Below are 17,430 nucleotides of genomic sequence, written 5' to 3' on the forward strand. Positions count from 1 at the left end.
CTTTAATCGAAATATTAATAAGCTAAAAACTCAAATTATTTAAAATGCACAACGGGTTAAAACTATAATTTATATCATGTTTTAAAAGGAAGGTTTATTTCCAGAACTCGTCGTTGTAATCGTCTTCAACTTTTTGATGTGATTCCTCTAATTTTAATCCAATAGCAGCAAAATCGTCTTCATTGATATATTCGTCCAAAAATGGAAACCATGCACGTTCTTCAAATCGGATATGATCATGAAGTTTTGTTGCAAAATCACTTAATAAATTTGTGTCAGGTTGTTTGGCAATTAATTCAATTAAACGTTCGATTTCGATATGTTCTGCCTTAATTTGTGTATTGTGTTGTTCGTCCGAAAAAGGAAAGATAATTTGTTCTTCTTCTTTGAAATGTTCTTTTAGATGACTTTTCCAAAAGTAATCGACATAAGTTGCCATGCGTTCTGGTTCAATGTTTTTATTTAAACCTTGTTGTATTTTCCAACTGCACAGTAAACCAAAATGATGATCTTTTGACAAAAGAACAATATGTTGATTTCGTTTCATAGTAATTGATTATGGTTAAATAATTAATTAAAATTACAAAATATTTCGAATAAAACACTGAATGAGTTAAGTTTATATGAAAAAGTTTAATTTAAAAAGAACTTCTGTTTCATTTGAGAAATTCTTGAACATTGATTAATTTTGAGGAATGAAAGCAAGTTTTGAACCGTACAAATTGATTTTTAAACAAGCAAGTGGTACTTCACGCGGAGTGTTGACCGAAAAACTGACTTATTTATTAACCATAGAAGAAGGAAAAAAATATGTAGGAGAATGTGGTTTATTCCAAGGGTTGAGTTTTGATGATCGACCTGAATATGAAGAAAAATTACATTGGGCATGCGAGAATATTGATTTAGGAATTGAAACATTATGGAGTCAATTGAGAGAATGGCCTTCGATTCAATTTGGATTGGAGCAAGCGTTTCAAAGTATGTCAGCCAATCGATACAATGATCATTACGATGATTGTTATAATCCTAATTTGTATGAATCATCGTTCTCATCTGGTGATGTCGGAATTCAAACCAATGGATTAATTTGGATGGGTTCGGTAGAATTTATGCGCGAACAAATTCAAGAAAAATTAGCGTTAGGTTTCAATTGTATCAAGATTAAAATCGGTGTTGATTGGGAAAATGAGCATAAGATTATTCAACAATTAAGACAAGACTTTTCTGCGGATCAATTAGAATTAAGAGTAGATGCGAATGGAGGTTTTACGTTTGAAGAAGCAAAAGTGGTCTTACAACAATTGGCAGAATTAAAAATACATTCGATTGAACAACCTATCAAAACTGGACAAATCGATTTGATGACGGAATTGTGTGCTACAACACCGACACCAATTGCGTTGGACGAAGAATTAATTGGAATTGTTCATCAAGAGGATAAATTCGAATTGTTAGAAAAAATCAAACCGCAATATATTATTCTAAAACCAAGTTTGGTTGGTGGAATCAGAGGTTCGTTGGAATGGATTAATGCGGCAGATACATACGAAATTCCGTTTTGGATAACGTCTGCTTTGGAAAGCAATATCGGTTTAAACGCTATTGCACAATGGACGGCAATTTTATACCCAGAAATGCCACAAGGATTGGGAACAGGAGGTTTGTTTACAAACAATTTTCCGAGTAGATTAGAATTAAGAGGAGAATATTTATTTCGAAACAAATTAGCATGAATAAAGTAATTATCGCAATTTTTGTAACAATCGTTTTAATGAGTTGTCAAACGACAAAAAAAACAATTGATTTAGTTGCAATCCAAAAATATCAAACCGAATTGGCGACTTTTTACACTGATCCTAAAACGACGCCATTGGTAGACGAAGAAAAAACGAATTTCAAAGGGATTACATTTTTTCCGATCAGTGAAAAATATATTGTGAAAGCGAAATTTACGCCAATCAAAAATGGAAAGGTGATTCCGTTTCCTACTTCTGCGAAGAAAATCAAAAATTACAAAGAATACGGAACGGTGACATTTATGTTGGATAATGTTGAACAAACGCTGACGGTTTATCAATCTTCACCAATTATGGAGAAATATGCAGACAGTTTGTTTTTACCTTTTATGGACGAAACAAACGGCGTGACGTCTTATGGAGGTGGACGTTATTTGGATTTGACAACAAAAGATTTGGGTACAACAGCCAATGAAATTACGTTAGATTTTAACCAAGTGTATAATCCATATTGTGCATATAGCAAACATTACAATTGTCCGATTCCGCCAGCGAATAATGTGTTGGATGTCGAAATTAATGCAGGTGTAAGTTATCATAAATAGAATGTTGTATTTAGATTTTTCTCAACCTAATTTTGATGTCAACGCTATTGAAGTTACCAACGAATTTGAACAATCCGTAAAAGATTTTTTGGTTGAATGGTTTTCTGATTCTGAGGTGATGATTGCGCATACTTCGGGGTCTACTGGAACTCCGAAAGAGATTATTTTAACCAAAAAAAATATGCGAAAAAGTGCGAATATGACGGGAAAATATTTGCATTTAGAGAAAGGAAATTCGGCTTTATTGGTGATGCCTGTTACTTATATTGCTGGAAAATTGATGTTGGTTCGTGCAGTAGAAATCGGATTGAAATTGATTTGTATGCAACCAACTTCTCATATTTCTTTGAATGAAATTAATCGTGGAATTTCACAAAATTTTACCTCTATTGATTTTGTTGCGTTAACGCCTATGCAAGTTGAAAATTCGTTAGATTTTGTTTCAAGATGTCAAAAGTTAATTATCGGAGGAGCGCCTCTTTCGGAGAAAGTGAAACAAGAATTGTTTGCTTTTGAGAACGAAGTCTACGAAACATATGCAATGACGGAGACGATTACACATATTGCGTTTAAACAAGTTGCGAATCAAAAATATCCTAATGCAGAACAAGTTTTTGAAGCGTTTGATGAGGTAACGATTTCACAAGATGAGCGAGGTTGTTTGGTGATTGATACGCCTTATGATGGATTGCAAGTTGTAACGAATGATGTGGTTGAATTGATTGATACACGAAAATTTAACTGGATTGGTAGAGCGGATAATGTGATTAATTCGGGTGGAATAAAATTATTTCCAGAACAAATAGAAAATAAGCTGAAACCGTTCATTGATTCTGATTTTTATATCACTTCAAAAACGGATGAATTATTAGGTCAGAAATTAATTTTAGTTGTGGAAGGAGAGCAGAGGAGCTTGGATTTTTCTTTGGCAGATTTAACTAAATACCAACAACCGAAAGAAATTGTTTTTATCGATCAATTTCCACGAACTGAAAGTGGAAAAGTAAAAAGACAACAGTTTTAGAACCGACCTATTTTTTATTTTGTTCGTGTATTTTACCTAAAAATAGCTTAATTTTAGCACTACTAAAAAACTTATACTGTGGATTACAATAAACTTTTTAATGATATTTTTTTCTTGATTCTTGACGACGAGATGGATGAGAATCAATATCCCATTTGGAAAAGTTTTTCGTTTATTCACAATCCGATTCAGCAATTAATTAAGGCACAAGATTTATTAAATCAGTTGCTACACGAATATCCAAAAGATAAAAAAGCACTTTTTCTGAAAGGAGTTGTTCAGCGCAATTTAAACTTCAACGAAGAGTCGATTTTGTATCTTTTAGAAGCAAAAAAGGAAGATTATTACTTGTATGCGGCGAATTTCTACATTGCCGAATATTATATTCATAAATTGAAATTTGAGGAAGCACAAAAGTATTTGAAAGAAATAGAAATTGTGTATCCTACCAATCAACGATTTCTTTTCTTATCAATTTTAGTGAGTTTGGAATTGTTTGAATTTGATGAAGCTAAACGATATTTGAATATTTTGTATCAATTGGTTGAGGATAAACAAGTTTTAGAATTATTGAGTAAAAATCTTCAGATCACAGAAGAAATTGTCTTGAAAACGACAAATCGATTGGTCTTAAAAAATTTCAAGTTGAGAAGTTTTAATTATAATCTTCAGCTCAAAACAAATTTGATTGCTTTTTATAAGAATTTCGCTGATATCGGGGTTAATTTTAATGGAATCAATTGCTTTATAATGGCACTTACCTTGAAGCAAATTACGTTGTATCCGACGTTTCATAATCTTGAAATTTATAATGTTCAAACGATTTTAGATTATATTGATGTTGATAAAAAAGGGATTCAAATGCGCTTAGAAGACATTGATTTTGACCATGATTTTGTCAAAAATTACCACGAATATTTAGAAGTCGAAATTCTATTGAAAGAAGATTAGTTTTTTTACTCAACTACATTTTTCTCAAGGAAATATTTTTGTTGTGATCTTGAATCGAGTTGAAGATGACTGAAGTAGTTTAGAATAATCTGAGATTCTTCGACAGGTTTAGAATGACAATAATGTCAAGTTGAGTTTATTTCAGTTTTGCATAAATAGATGAAGACTTTTCTATTGAAATGATAAATAGGTAACGTGAATAAAAGTGGACAATCAGAAAAAAAACTTTAATTTTGCTAAAATTTATAAGATGGAATTTGTTCAAGATAAGGAAGAAGTTTTTGATAACGTCGAGTTGTTTTTGGAAAGTCTAGAAGTTGGAACGGATGAAGAAAAAAAGAAATCGATTCAGTTAATCAAAAAATCAAAAACATTTTTGGTGATTGATGCGGACGAGGTGATGGTTTTTGCGCCAAGTACATTTATTGGAATTAAAGAAAATAACATTCAGCAGTTTACAGGGAAGTTATTGGAGCACGAAACTAATCCCATTCTAACGAAATTGTTCGGTTCTACACCAAAAATTGATAAAACTTTGGACGAATTATTTTTAGATTTTTGCGACGAAATAGAAGTTAATCGCAATGATGTTGGGATTTCCCGAGATTATTGGATTATAAAAAATATGTAAAAAAAAGAGCTTTTCATCTACAACTGAAAAGCTTTTTTCTCTTAAAAGGCTAAAGAATAACATTGATTTTTGCTTTGCTAATAGGTTTTATTCCAGCCAAAGCGCCATCAATTTCGCACTTCAACAAACCACTTCCGCCACCATAATGATGGATTTGCTTTATCGTAGGGAAATAAGTGCTTATCCATTCCTCCATTTTCTCTACCTCCGAAGCACCAATTCCACTACTGTATAATATTATTTGGATATTATTTGTTGATACGTATCCTTTCAATTCTTCTTGTGAGCAGGTACAAAATGCTTTCCAGTTTTCATTTTTGTTAATCACGCGTTCTAACGTGTCTACAATTTCTTTGTTTTTACCATAAACGGCGATTTGTACTTGCATATTAGATTAATTTTAAGGCAAATTAACAACACAACGCATGGTCTAACATTGATTTACGATAAGAAATAAATGACATAAAAAAAAATCGTTCCAATTCGAAACGATTTCTATGTTTTATTGTTGATTTTCTAATTGTGCTAATCTTTCGGCAGCTAAATAAAATTCAGGATTCAACTGCAATGCTTTTTTGTATTCCTCTACAGCTTCGGCTTGTTTCTCAAATTTTTCTAGGATTGCGCCTTTGTTGTAGTATGATAAGAAATGATTTGGATTTAACTCGATTGATTGATTAAAATCGTTCAATGCATTTTCTAAATCATTCAAAACAAAATAAGTATTTCCTCTGTTGTAATACGACAAGAAATGTGGTTTCATTTCGATTACTTTCGAATAATCTTCGATTGCTTTATCCAATTGTTGTAATTGATCGTAGCAAAATGCACGATTGTGGTAACATGATTCGTAATCTGGATTAATTTCTAAAGCTTTATTGAAACATTCGATCGCCTCATCGTATTTGTTCAAATTCATCAATACATAACCTTTTTGATGATAAGCTACAAAACTTGCCGGATCAATCTCGATCACTTTATCAAAATTCTCAGCTGCTTTTGTTGGATTATATTGATTGAAATTTGCCATTCCTCTGTAGAAATAGAAGTTTGGATTTTTATCATCTAATTCAATTGCTTTATCAAAATCCTTGATTGCATCTGTATTTTGTTTCATATAATATTGGCTCAATCCACGACCGAAATATGAATTTGCCACTTCTATTTGACGCTTAATCGATAATGTAAAATAATCAATCGCTTTTCTATACTGACCTTTGCGGAGATATTGACTCCCATCTTCATAAAAACTCATAGTTCAATATTACAACAAACTCTTTAAATTTTAAATAAAAAATTTTAGAAAAGTTTATCTTTACGCAAAACAACACACATGAAAATAGAACATTTAGGGATTGCCGTAAAAGATTTGGGATTATCGAATGAATTATTTGAAAAATTATTGGGAAAAGCACCGTACAAAGAAGAAGCAGTGGAGTCGGAAGGTGTGAGAACCTCTTTTTTTGAAGTAGGCGAATCGAAGATTGAATTGGTCGGTTCTGAAAAAAATGATAGTGCTATTGAAAAATATTTAGAAAAAAATCGCGAAGGAATTCACCATATTGCTTTTGGAGTAGATGATATCGAAGTCGAAATAGAGCGTCTTAAAAATCAAGGGTTTACTTTTATTAACGAAACGCCAAAATTAGGAGCAGATAATAAGCGTATTGTTTTTTTGCATCCTAAAACAACAAATGGCGTATTGGTAGAGCTTTGCGAAGATGTAAAATAATTTTGAAGTTCAAAAAAATAGCTTTAATATTGCAAACGAATTAGGTGATAGCTTCCTTTTTATTGCTTAATTCTCTGGTCCTATAACTCAGCTGGTTAGAGTAGCTGACTCATAATCAGCAAGTCCTTGGTTCGAGCCCAAGTGGGACCACAAAAGCACCTTTTAAAGGTGCTTTTTTTTGTTTAATTACGTTGATTTTTAATCATTTAGCATTTTTACTACATTTTAAAATCACCATTTTTTACCATAGTTTTGATACCCGTTTGATACCCATTTTATATATTAGCGTTTTATTATTGAAAATCTATAGATGTCAGAAACTAAAAATGCATTTTTACGCTATCAAGTATTAGACGAATGTTTCTCTAATTTTCATAAAAAATATTTTTTAGAAGATATAATTCGTGTTTGTTCACAAAAACTTTCAGATTATTACAGTTACGAGATTTCTGTATCGAAAAGAACAATTCAATACGATATAGATTTTATGAAGGGTTCAGGAGGTAATTTTGCGCCAATTGAAAAATTTAAAGAAGGTCGTAAATCTTATTATAGATATTCTGATCCGTCTTATTCTTTTATGAAAAAGGATTTAGATGCGAATGAATCTGCCGTATTAAAAGATGCATTAATTACAATGTCTCGTATAAAAGGTTTACCTGGTTTTGATTGGTTAAGTAAAATGCAGGTTCAGTTGGAAACAGCATTGGATATTGATACGAGTAAAGAGAAAATAATCAGTTTTGAAGGGAATGATTATCTAAGAGGAATTGAATATCTTCATCAATTATATCGTCAAATCATCAATAAAGAGGTGTTAGAAGTCTTGTATCATCCTTTTACTCTAGAGAATCCAATTTCAATTCATATTTCTCCATATTATTTAAAGGAATATAACAACAGATGGTTTTTATTAGGGATGAATCATGATGAAAATTATATTCAAACTTTGGCTTTAGACCGTATTGTTTCAGTTGAAAGTACTACTTTTGAGTATATTGAGAGTACGATTGATTTCGAAATTTATTTTAATGAGATTATAGGAGTTACAAATTTTCAAGATAAGAAAGTAGAGAAGGTTAAAATTGAATTAGTGAATGATATTATACCTTATCTTGAAACTAAACCACTTCATGAAGAACAGTGGATTGAAGGTAATATCTTGGAATTGAATATTAAACTAAACTACGAATTAGAAAGTTTAATACTATCATTTGGAGATAAAATGAAAGTAATCGAGCCTGAATCTTTAAGGTTAAAATTAAAAGAGAGAATTAAAAAAATGAATAATTTTTATTAGATGCAATTAGATTGCACCATAAGCTTCTAAGTTTGCATCAATAAAACAAATCAGTTCTTTGGAATACCTGACATAAATATTGAATTTTGATTACTGGTATAATTTCGATTAAACAACGATCGGTAATCACCCTCTATAAGAGGGACAATGTGATGAAGTAATACATAGATAATATTTTTATTATTTTAATATTATTTTATTTTTATTATTTATGAATGATCCTCTATAAAGCTTCTTCATTTTACGATAGTAATCGCTTCAATAAATAAGCTTTATAATTAATCATTCAGTTATCAATTATTTTTAATTGTTTACATAAAGAATATACAGGTATTCCATTGGATTTATAGCTAACCAAATCACTATGAAAAATTCTCTTACTGTTGCTCAAATTACTGAAATCAAAGAAAACTTCTTAAAAATAGAAAGTTTAAATGATTTATGTATTGTATTAAATCAAACAAATGAGTTAACGCAAATAAAGCATACAATAGAAGTTGAACAATTAGCAAAACTTTCAAATCCAGCGTTAGCAAAAAATCGATACAGAGAATTTACGATTAAAAAAAAATCTGGAGCAGATCGTAAAATCAATGCTCCGATTAGTGAATTAAATTTAATTTTAAAATCGTTAAATCAATTATTTAACTTCATATATACTCCTCATACAAATGCATTTGGGTTTGTAGCAGGTAAATCAATTGTAGATAATGCTAAAATGCATACCAACAAAAAGTATGTATATAACATTGATTTAAAAGACTTCTTTCATTCTTTTGATAGAAATCGAGTTAAAATGGGGATTTGGTATCAATTATTTGAAGGTGATAAATCTAAAGAAAAGATTTCATTCATTCTAGCTTGCTTAACTACGCATCCATTAATGATTGAGGGTGAAACTAAGATTGTATTACCTCAAGGTAGTCCAACATCTCCTTCGTTGACAAACCTTCTTTGCTATAAATTAGATCGTCAATTAAAAGGTTTAGCAAAACGTTTTAAACTAACCTATTCTAGGTATGCAGATGATATCACTTTTTCATCAAATTATGATGTATATTCTAATCCAACATTTACGTTGGAATTAAACCGTATCATTACAGCACAAAATTTAATGATTAATCAAGCGAAAACACGTCTGCAAGGAAACGGTTATCGTAAGGAAGTAACAGGTATTACAGTAAATGAATATGCTAATGTTTCTCAGAAATACGTGAAACAACTAAGAATGTGGATATTTTTCATCGAGAAATATGGGATAGAAAAGGCGACAGAAATCTTTAAAAAAGACTATTCGAAAGAGAAAGGTCATGTCAAAAGTATGAATGCTTCTATGCTTAATGTAATTGAAGGTAAATTATTATACCTTGGAATGGTACGTGGGAAAGACGATGAAAAGTTTTTAACTTTAAAAAATCGATTCTATAAGTCAATAGGAAAAGTATCTAAAATTGATAAAGTTTTAAACGCTTGGGAAGAAGCGGGAATTTCTAAAGCAATGGATATCTATTATAATAATAAACGAATTTCATTAACTGATTTCTTAGATAATGATGACATAAATAGTATCCTTGATATAATGGGATTTGATGCTGATGATTCCAATAATAAAAAGAATTCTAATATAATTTTTACTTTATAAAATGGACAGTAAGAAATATGACTTCATTCAAAAACTTTTGAATGATAAGAGATTGAACGCCGCGCAAAGAGATCGTGTTTTAGCTCTTACTCAAAAAGAAATAGAGAAGGATTCATTTCAATTCAAAACTATTGAAGAAAGGTTAGTTAATCTTGAAAATATTACGAAGGATAAAAAAGGTATGGAAGAATCAGGGGTAAATAATGATGAAACTGTAGATGTTTTTGATATAACGTATATTTCTCCAAAAAATACATATAAATTCCTATTAAATTTTAATCAAAATCCCATTTTGAAATCAACTTGTCACGATATAGATAGTAATGAGTTAGAAAACATAAAAAAATATTGTGGAGGAATTGAATATTCATTTAAAAAGCATTTAGAAAAAGTTATAGAAGAATATTCAAAATTTGAAAATCAATTTGCACCACCTTATTTAAAAGCTTTGATAAGAGGTTATTTAACAGGACTTGATTATAAAGGTGACATTTTAGAAAATGGTTGGAGTTCACAGAATATTAAATTTAATTGGTCTAGTGAAGAGTTATTAATTTGGTCGGAAAATAATCCTGGTGTTCCTCCTCATTTAAGTGATGGATTAGCTAATCAAATTCAACAATTAGGATTCGAATTTTCTAATCCAATTAAAATTAAAGAATCCATTAATAGTTTTTATGATTTTAAAAATTTAGTCATTTACTTTAAAAAGTTATTCCATATACGAGCGGATAATTCTCTACTAAAATTGGTGAATTTTGTAAATGAGAAATTTCAAGATCAAATAGATTTTATAATTGAAACAGAATCATTTCCTGAAATGATAGAGTTTTTTGTTGATGTTGATAAATTTTTACAAGCTTATTCAAAAATTATTGAATTAATCATTGAATTAGATAATTTAACCAAACCAAAAGTTGTATTAAGTCTTGAAGAAGTAGATGGTAAGATATTATTCGGAATACTACATAAAGATTCTATTTATAAGAAGAGCTTAATAAACACAAAAGAAAGGATCGGGGATAAATACAGAAATTTGATTAATAATCAAATAAATGGAAATTGTAATCTAATTCTTGAAGCAGATTTTGAATCTGATGAATCTTATAGATTAGGAATTTGGAATAAAAAAGATTTATGGAAAACATCACGCCCAAAAGAAGAGGTTTTAAAGGAAAAAGTAGGAGGTGTAAAACATATTTTAGAAATTATTAAAGGTTAGCAAATGATTTATTTGATTGATGATAAAAAATTGAGACAAGAGAAAGATTATAATTGGTCTACTAGTAGATTCGAAGAATTTAATGATATTATTTCTCCAATTTATACATTAGATGAATTGACTCAAAATAGCAAGAAAATCTTCAAGGAAGGAAATGTTGTTCTTTACCATGAATCCTTTCTAGATTTAACACCTTTAAGAAATGAGGCTATAGATAGAAGAAAAGGAATAGAAGAAAAGGCTATATCTAATAATCTTTCAGTGGTATTTTTTAGTGGATCTAAAAATTCAAGAGATATAAAGAATAACATTGCTAATATTCCAGTTTCAGCATTCTATAATAATCTTGAAATATTTCTGGAGAAATATAGGAATGAGGATTTAAATCTTAATTATCTATTGTTTGGAGAAAATTATAAACTTGAAGAAGATTTACAGACTAAAATAAAAGTTGCTGTAGAATTTTCTCAGACATTACCTCCTTTAGAAATAGATGATTTATACTTACATATTAGACCTGCTTTTAATAGTGTTAAGAATTTATTTACAAAAGCAAAGGAACAAGTCGTATTTAATAATGTTTCTGATAATGAATTCTCCTCATTTATATTTTCTAATTTAAATAAAGAAGAATATAAAACCATCTATTTACCGATTAGTTTAGGCTCTGTATTATCAGATTTTAACGGCTTAAGATTAGCAACTCATATTAGATGTACATCAACTTTAAACCAATTAACTCCTATCGTTATTTATAGTAATATAGATTTGAGCTATTTATTAGGTAATGAATATTTTAATATTCTAAATACTAAAAATATATTCTTTGTGAATTATATGATTGATTCATTTGATTTAAATCTTAAATCTTTTACAATTGAAGATTTACCTTCTGAAATGGCTAAACTTAAGCTAGAAGTTCCTAAAGATTATTATGATAATCATTCAGTTGCAAATGAATGGGGGATATATCAACTAGCACGAAATGCGAATATTCCAATAAGTAATGTTGAAGGATTCGATCAGAAAAAACTAGAAACGATTTATTTCAAATGGTTAATTGCGAAAAATAATTTATTGAAGCCAATTGAAGAAGAAGTGATAGTTGAACAAAAAAAATATTCTGAGCAACTCTCAGGGTTAAAAGTATTAGGAAAAATTGATGTTTCAAAATTCTCAAAAAAATGAAAATTTTACTAATTGACGATTTAGCTGAAAAAGGTTGGAAAAGTATCTTAGAATTGGCAGTTATAAAAGAAACAGGGTCGATTGAATCAGCAATAAATATAGAGGAGGCATATATAAAATTAAATAATAAATATGATGTAATTTTCTTGGATATGAGGCTTTCTGAAGCAGATCATAATGTAAAAAATGTTGAAGAATATTCAGGATTTAAATTATTAAAACATATTAAAAATGAATTCACTTCTATTAATTTTTCTTCTCCTATAATTTTATTTACAGCTTCAACTAAGATTTGGAATATTGATAAATTTAAAGAATATGGTGTAGATTGTTTTTATATAAAAGAGCATCCTGATCATATTTATTCATCAGAATTCTCAAAAGAAAATTTAAAAAATCTACAAGAATCTTTTTTAAATCTAATTAAAGAGGGTTATAAAAGATATATTATATGGAAAAAATGTATTGAAATTATAAATTGTATTGATTCACATAAATATTTTAAGAGAACAGACAAAAGATTTATTAACGTAAAACAAAGGATTATTGATAAATTAAAATTAGGTTACGGACAATTGTTTTCAAAACAGAGTTTTATAGAGAAGAATACCTTTGAATATGATAAGGAGTCAGTTTCTTTTATCATCTTTTTTTCCATTCTAGAAGAGATTTCAAAAGGATATACTGACATTAATAATACTTGGGATGGAAGATATAAAAGATCGACAAATTGGAAATTTAAAAATGGCGATTTCTTTATAGAATACATTGATAATGAAATATGTAAAGTGAATTTTAATAAATATAGTGAGCTAGTTGATTTTGAAGCTTCGGAATACAAGTATTTTAATGATAATACTATAAACTTAAGTGATCAAATATTTAGTTTAATTTATGCTTATACAAAAGATAAACACAGTAATTTAATTAAATCTTTCAATGATTTAAATTACTTCCGTAATAAAAGTGATTATACACATAGTAATGTCCAAATTATTTTTAATGATAACCTAACAACAGATATAAAATCAGAAGAATCTTTTCATAAGAATATAGAAATGCTTAATTTTTTATTTAATCTGTTAAGGTTAGCATAATCTAAATATTTTATTGTTTCTGAAAATAACGCATTGATTTTACTTATACTTTTTTATATATTTTATTTATAATATTTTAAATGGCAATTTTTTACCCAACTTTAGACGAAATAAAAAATTTTAGAGTTAAACCAGAATTTGGAGAATTACATATATTGAATTTCTTAAATGAATTTTTAGATGATACTTTTGAAATATTTTTTAATCCTTTTCTTAACGGTGACCGCCCTGATATAATAATAATGAAAAAAGGACAGGGTGTTCTTATTATTGAAGTCAAAGATTATAATTTAGATCTCTATAAATTAGATGAAAAGAAGAATTGGGTAGTAAAGTCAATTAATCAAAAAATTAAATCGCCTATTTCTCAGGTACTTCAATATAAAGAAAATTTATTCAATTTACACATTGAGAAATTACTACAATTAAAAATATCAGATATTAAAAATTTTAATACTGTTAAGTGTGCTGTTTATTTTCATAATGCAACGAATAGAAGTATTTCTGATTTATTGATCAAACCATTTGAACACGATAGAAAATATTTAGATTTTTTAAAATATAATGTTTCGTTAATCGGTAAAGATGATTTAAATCCAGAATCATTTACAAGGATTTTAAAAGAATGTTACTTAATTTCAAAAAATCCATCGTATTATTTTACGGATGAAATGTATACAAGTATTAAGAGATTTTTAAATCCTCCATTTCATTTTAAGGAGCAAGTAAAAGGTGAAATAATCTATTCTGAGAAGCAGAAAGAAATTATTTATGCAGGATCGGTGAAAAAAGAGCAAAGAATAAAAGGAGTCGTTGGTTCTGGAAAAACAACAATTTTAGCAGCACGTGCAGTACAAGCAGTTAAGAGGAATAATGATAATATACTTATTCTTACATTCAATATCACGTTAAAAAATTATATAAAAGATAAAATAAGTTTAGTTAGAGAAGATTTTGATTGGCGTAATTTCTATATTTCAAACTATCATTTATTTATAAAAACAGAATTAAATAATATAGGTATTTCAATTATGGTACCGGATGGTTTTGATAAATATACAGAAGAACAAAAAGAAATTTATTTTGAGCAAAATTACTATTCAAATGTTAAATTATTTGAAGAGAACAAAAGTAAATTAAAGACTTATAAGGCAATATTTATTGATGAAATTCAAGATTATAAAAGGCCTTGGATGGATATTTTAAAAAATTTCTTTTTAGAAAAAGATGGAGAATACGTTTTATTTGGAGATGTAAAACAAAATATATACAACAATAAAACTGAGAATAAAGATATCGTAACTAATGTTAGGGGTGTTATAGAATTAAAGAAAAGTTATCGTTCTGATTTTAAAATTCAAGATCTTACAATTGATTTTCAAAATGAATTTTTTAAGGATAAATATGAAATTGACTTTAAAAAAGAATTCTCGAAAACAAATTCGGATATAGAATTTGATTTCGAGAAGCAAGGTTCCATTAAATATATGTTCTTAGAAGATGTAGATAATCTAATTGCTTTAAATACTATTATTCACCAGAATTCTGTTTTAAGAAATATTCAACCAAATGATATAACGATTCTATCAAATACGATTAATTTACTTAGAGAATTTGACAGATTTTATAGGTATTCTACTAATGAGAAAACTAATACTATGTTTGAAACTTGGGAGTTAATTTATAGAATAGGTATTAATAAATTAAAGAATGAAAAATGGATTCTCGATTTTTATAAATTGCTAAAAAGAGATAATGATTATAATTCTACAAAAGCAAATAATCAAATAAGTGTTTTATTCACCTTATATGATTTGTATTTAAAATATCCAGAAATATTTGAAGATAAATTGATTTTATGGAGTAAGAAATTTAATACAAGTAAACAAGAATTGATTTCATTTTTTAATAAATTTAGTGAAGAGATTTCATTATTTAGAGAATCTATTCATACTTCAAAAATCTCAAAAAATCTTAAAGCGATTAGAGATAATAAAAAAATAAACTTTTATTTAAATAGTGGAACAGTTAAGATGTCTACTATTCATAGTTTTAAAGGATGGGAGTGCAAAAATATTTTCTTAATTATTGAAAATTTAGATATTGAGAATTTTGAAGAATTAATTTATACAGGAATCACAAGATGTAAAGAAAATCTTTTTATTATAAATTTTGGTAATAAGGATTTTCATAGAAAAATAAAAACTATAATAATATAATATTTACCATTTCAATAATGATGTATTCTTTTAGGTATTAATTAATATTCAACTTATATCTAACAGAACGTCCTGCACCTTCAGTTATCAATACACTTTTTTCAACCAAATCTTGTAAATCACGTGTTGCAGTAGCTTTAGAAGTTTTGGTAATAGATATGTATTTCTTTGCTGACATTCCACCTTCAAATCCTTCTGCTCCTTTATCTAACATTTTTATAATGACTTTTAGTTGACGCTCGTTTAAAAGAGGTTTTGTTTGATCTAAAAACTTTGTTTTATTTAATGTGAAATTCGTTATTTTCTTTGCTTGAATTTGCGCATCAAGAATAGTTGTAGAAAAATACAAAATCCAATCTGTAATTTCTAATGTTTGCTGAGAATCTTTCAACGCTTCGTAATAATTCTTTTTATCCTTTTCAATCGTACTTGATAAACTCATGATTAACGGACGATTAAAACTTTCTGCTAAACATTTTTCTGCAATAGCACGTCCAATTCGTCCATTACCATCTTCAAAAGGGTGAATTGATTCAAAATATAAATGAGCAATGGAAGTTTTAATCAACGCATTTTTAATATCGATTGGTTCTACTTTGAATTCATTGTACCAATTGACAAAATTTTGCATTTCTGTAAGAACTAAATTTGAAGAAGGTGCTTGATAATGTATTTTTTCTCGACCATAAGCTCCCGAAACAATAACCATTGGTTCTTCGCCAATTCTATAATTTCCTGCATTAATAGAATTTGAATTTTCAAATAATATTTTATGCCATTCCTTTATTAAATCTTCAGTTAGTTCAGTTCTAAAATTATTTCGAACATCAACCATTAACTCTCCAATACCACGAGCATTTTTATCTTTTATATGACTAATAGAAGAATGAATTCCAATTTTATTTTTGATTGAAGACATTACGTCCTGACGACTATAAAATTCGCCTTCAATCTCAGAAGTTTTAATGGCTTCATCAATCATAAATTGAATAATCGTTTCTTGTTTGATATCTTCGGGTAAAGTATCAATCATTCCCTTTAATTCGCCTATTTCTAAAGCAAATTTCATAACAATTTGATCGATTACAGAAGAATTATACTCAAATTTTGCCCAATTTTTATATTGCCAATTGTATTTCATGAGCCGATTATTTAATCTAATTGGCTCAAATATAATAAAAATATGAGCCGATTAATAAATTTATTTAGCTCATTAAGTTCATTAACATCAATTAAACATTTTATTCACTATTTTACTTCATCTTTCTTAGCCCAATTCTAAATAAGAAAATCATCATTCTTATAAAATAGATTTGACTTTTAAAACGTATAATTATGAGTCAAATACAGATTTTGTTGGTTTATAATTGAAAGAATAAACTCAATAAAAATGAAGAATCATTAATTCAGATTTGCTGTTATCAGAATGGAAAGAGAACATATTTTTCAACAGGTCAATTATGTTTAATAAAGTTATAATGTTAATAAACCATAAATTATTTCATTTTTAATCAAATTAAGGATGTAAATATTATAATAAAAATACAAAATTATTATATTGTAATTGAATATGTTGTAAATAATCTTAAAAATATTTATTTTTAAGTAGTGTTTTATTTGTTAAACTTTATATATTTGCACCCACGAGAAAAGAAATTGATCTTTTACTCTGGGTCCTATAACTCAGTTGGTTAGAGTAGCTGACTCATAATCAGCAAGTCGTTGGTTCGAGCCCAACTGGGACCACAAAAGCACCTTTTTAAAGGTGCTTTTTTTATGTCTATAATTTTTAATTTTATTTATAATTTATTGTAAATAAAGTTTTTATGTTTTTTTTTAGTAAGCTTGAAAGACTTTCTTCAATAAGGTAATCCCAATTTATTTTTTTATTTCATTTAACGATGAGCCGATTATTTTGATTAATTGGCTCAAAAAAGTATGAATTATGAGCCGATTAGTAGTTTTTGAGGTTTCAGATATATGTATTTTACGATGTGAATGAGACTAAGACTAAGACAAAGACTAAGGCTAAGGCTAAGACTAAGGATGCGGTTCTGAAACGAGTTCCTTTAGATTTGAAAAT

16 protein-coding genes, 2 tRNA genes and 1 pseudogene are annotated in these 17,430 nt (G+C 28.1%); 15 read left to right on the forward strand and 4 right to left on the reverse strand.

The genetic code is table 11. The features are described 5' to 3' along the window. Positions 1-94: 94 nt before the first annotated feature. Positions 95-547, reverse strand: a complete 453-nt coding sequence (locus B3I31_RS01295) for a hemerythrin domain-containing protein (RefSeq protein ID WP_280049698.1) — start codon at positions 545-547, stop codon at positions 95-97. A 148-nt stretch (positions 548-695) separates the two neighbouring features. Here B3I31_RS01295 and B3I31_RS01300 point away from each other — a divergent pair, with 148 nt between their 5' ends. From B3I31_RS01300 to B3I31_RS01320, 5 genes are all read left to right on the forward strand, one after another. Continuing rightward, a complete protein-coding gene (locus B3I31_RS01300) occupies positions 696-1,733 on the forward strand; it encodes an o-succinylbenzoate synthase (RefSeq protein ID WP_280051304.1) in 1,038 nt (345 codons plus the stop codon). Continuing rightward, complete coding sequence (locus tag B3I31_RS01305) at positions 1,730-2,341, forward strand: DUF1684 domain-containing protein (protein ID WP_291087381.1); 612 nt, start codon at positions 1,730-1,732, stop codon at positions 2,339-2,341. Before B3I31_RS01300 ends, B3I31_RS01305 begins: the two co-directional genes overlap by 4 nt. Position 2,342: 1 nt before the next feature. Beyond that, the gene (locus B3I31_RS01310; RefSeq protein ID WP_114999396.1) at positions 2,343-3,365 is read left to right on the forward strand and encodes an AMP-binding protein; all 1,023 of its coding nucleotides are present in this window, start codon (positions 2,343-2,345) and stop codon (positions 3,363-3,365) included. A gap of 78 nt (positions 3,366-3,443) precedes the next feature. Continuing rightward, positions 3,444-4,316: a tetratricopeptide repeat protein gene (locus B3I31_RS01315; protein ID WP_114999398.1), complete on the forward strand. Its 873-nt coding sequence runs from the start codon at positions 3,444-3,446 to the stop codon at positions 4,314-4,316. 250 nt (positions 4,317-4,566) lie between these two features. After that, positions 4,567-4,947 (forward strand): hypothetical protein, encoded by a 381-nt coding sequence (locus tag B3I31_RS01320; protein ID WP_125350110.1) that lies wholly within the window; start codon positions 4,567-4,569, stop codon positions 4,945-4,947. A 49-nt stretch (positions 4,948-4,996) separates the two neighbouring features. Here B3I31_RS01320 and B3I31_RS01325 read toward each other — a convergent pair whose 3' ends face one another. After that, positions 4,997-5,335: a hypothetical protein gene (locus B3I31_RS01325; protein ID WP_125350109.1), complete on the reverse strand. Its 339-nt coding sequence runs from the start codon at positions 5,333-5,335 to the stop codon at positions 4,997-4,999. A gap of 114 nt (positions 5,336-5,449) precedes the next feature. Beyond that, positions 5,450-6,202, reverse strand: a complete 753-nt coding sequence (locus B3I31_RS01330; RefSeq protein ID WP_038337013.1) for a tetratricopeptide repeat protein — start codon at positions 6,200-6,202, stop codon at positions 5,450-5,452. 78 nt (positions 6,203-6,280) lie between these two features. On the opposite strand from B3I31_RS01330, the gene mce reads away from it, so the two are divergent. From mce to B3I31_RS01370, 8 genes are all read left to right on the forward strand, one after another. Further along, positions 6,281-6,679, forward strand: coding sequence for a methylmalonyl-CoA epimerase (mce, locus tag B3I31_RS01335; protein WP_180906086.1), 399 nt, complete (start codon positions 6,281-6,283; stop codon positions 6,677-6,679). Between the two features lie 76 nt (positions 6,680-6,755). Next, positions 6,756-6,829 (forward strand) — tRNA-Ile (locus B3I31_RS01340). Positions 6,830-6,989: 160 nt separating this feature from the next. After that, on the forward strand, positions 6,990-7,979 hold the full coding sequence (locus tag B3I31_RS01345) for a helix-turn-helix transcriptional regulator (protein ID WP_291087384.1): 990 nt from the start codon (positions 6,990-6,992) through the stop codon (positions 7,977-7,979). Positions 7,980-8,343: 364 nt separating this feature from the next. Beyond that, positions 8,344-9,621: a reverse transcriptase family protein gene (locus tag B3I31_RS01350; protein ID WP_291087388.1), complete on the forward strand. Its 1,278-nt coding sequence runs from the start codon at positions 8,344-8,346 to the stop codon at positions 9,619-9,621. A gap of 1 nt (position 9,622) precedes the next feature. Then, complete coding sequence (locus tag B3I31_RS01355; protein ID WP_291051027.1) at positions 9,623-10,843, forward strand: hypothetical protein; 1,221 nt, start codon at positions 9,623-9,625, stop codon at positions 10,841-10,843. A gap of 12 nt (positions 10,844-10,855) precedes the next feature. Continuing rightward, the gene (locus B3I31_RS01360; RefSeq protein WP_291087391.1) at positions 10,856-12,031 is read left to right on the forward strand and encodes a hypothetical protein; all 1,176 of its coding nucleotides are present in this window, start codon (positions 10,856-10,858) and stop codon (positions 12,029-12,031) included. Beyond that, on the forward strand, positions 12,028-13,128 hold the full coding sequence (locus tag B3I31_RS01365; protein ID WP_291087394.1) for a response regulator: 1,101 nt from the start codon (positions 12,028-12,030) through the stop codon (positions 13,126-13,128). The genes B3I31_RS01360 and B3I31_RS01365 overlap by 4 nt, the downstream gene beginning before the upstream one ends. 80 nt (positions 13,129-13,208) lie before the next feature. Next, entirely contained in the window at positions 13,209-15,347 is a 2,139-nt protein-coding gene (locus tag B3I31_RS01370) for a nuclease-related domain-containing DEAD/DEAH box helicase (protein ID WP_291087397.1), read from the forward strand. Positions 15,348-15,384: 37 nt separating this feature from the next. Here B3I31_RS01370 and B3I31_RS01375 read toward each other — a convergent pair whose 3' ends face one another. After that, positions 15,385-16,488: a Fic family protein gene (locus B3I31_RS01375; protein WP_291087399.1), complete on the reverse strand. Its 1,104-nt coding sequence runs from the start codon at positions 16,486-16,488 to the stop codon at positions 15,385-15,387. Positions 16,489-16,730: 242 nt separating this feature from the next. Between B3I31_RS01375 and B3I31_RS14580 the strand changes: the two are divergent. Further along, positions 16,731-16,826 (forward strand): annotated as a pseudogene (locus tag B3I31_RS14580) (hypothetical protein); the annotation flags it as partial. A 193-nt stretch (positions 16,827-17,019) separates the two neighbouring features. Beyond that, positions 17,020-17,093 (forward strand) — tRNA-Ile (locus tag B3I31_RS01380). The last annotated feature ends 337 nt before the right edge of the window (positions 17,094-17,430 follow it).

Origin of the sequence: Empedobacter sp. UBA3475 (assembly GCF_002378465.1) — a bacterium.
Taxonomy (GTDB): Bacteria; Bacteroidota; Bacteroidia; order Flavobacteriales; family Weeksellaceae; genus Empedobacter; species Empedobacter falsenii_B.

Coding starts and splice junctions, on each gene's coding strand:
- B3I31_RS01295 (WP_280049698.1), bottom strand. CDS start 547: ATGAAACGAAATCAACATATTGTTCTTTTGTCAAAAGATCATCATTTT.
- B3I31_RS01300 (WP_280051304.1), top strand. CDS start 696: ATGAAAGCAAGTTTTGAACCGTACAAATTGATTTTTAAACAAGCAAGT.
- B3I31_RS01305 (WP_291087381.1), top strand. CDS start 1,730: ATGAATAAAGTAATTATCGCAATTTTTGTAACAATCGTTTTAATGAGT.
- B3I31_RS01310 (WP_114999396.1), top strand. CDS start 2,343: ATGTTGTATTTAGATTTTTCTCAACCTAATTTTGATGTCAACGCTATT.
- B3I31_RS01320 (WP_125350110.1), top strand. CDS start 4,567: ATGGAATTTGTTCAAGATAAGGAAGAAGTTTTTGATAACGTCGAGTTG.
- B3I31_RS01325 (WP_125350109.1), bottom strand. CDS start 5,335: ATGCAAGTACAAATCGCCGTTTATGGTAAAAACAAAGAAATTGTAGAC.
- B3I31_RS01330 (WP_038337013.1), bottom strand. CDS start 6,202: ATGAGTTTTTATGAAGATGGGAGTCAATATCTCCGCAAAGGTCAGTAT.
- mce (WP_180906086.1), top strand. CDS start 6,281: ATGAAAATAGAACATTTAGGGATTGCCGTAAAAGATTTGGGATTATCG.
- B3I31_RS01345 (WP_291087384.1), top strand. CDS start 6,990: ATGTCAGAAACTAAAAATGCATTTTTACGCTATCAAGTATTAGACGAA.
- B3I31_RS01350 (WP_291087388.1), top strand. CDS start 8,344: ATGAAAAATTCTCTTACTGTTGCTCAAATTACTGAAATCAAAGAAAAC.
- B3I31_RS01355 (WP_291051027.1), top strand. CDS start 9,623: ATGGACAGTAAGAAATATGACTTCATTCAAAAACTTTTGAATGATAAG.
- B3I31_RS01365 (WP_291087394.1), top strand. CDS start 12,028: ATGAAAATTTTACTAATTGACGATTTAGCTGAAAAAGGTTGGAAAAGT.
- B3I31_RS01370 (WP_291087397.1), top strand. CDS start 13,209: ATGGCAATTTTTTACCCAACTTTAGACGAAATAAAAAATTTTAGAGTT.
- B3I31_RS01375 (WP_291087399.1), bottom strand. CDS start 16,488: ATGAAATACAATTGGCAATATAAAAATTGGGCAAAATTTGAGTATAAT.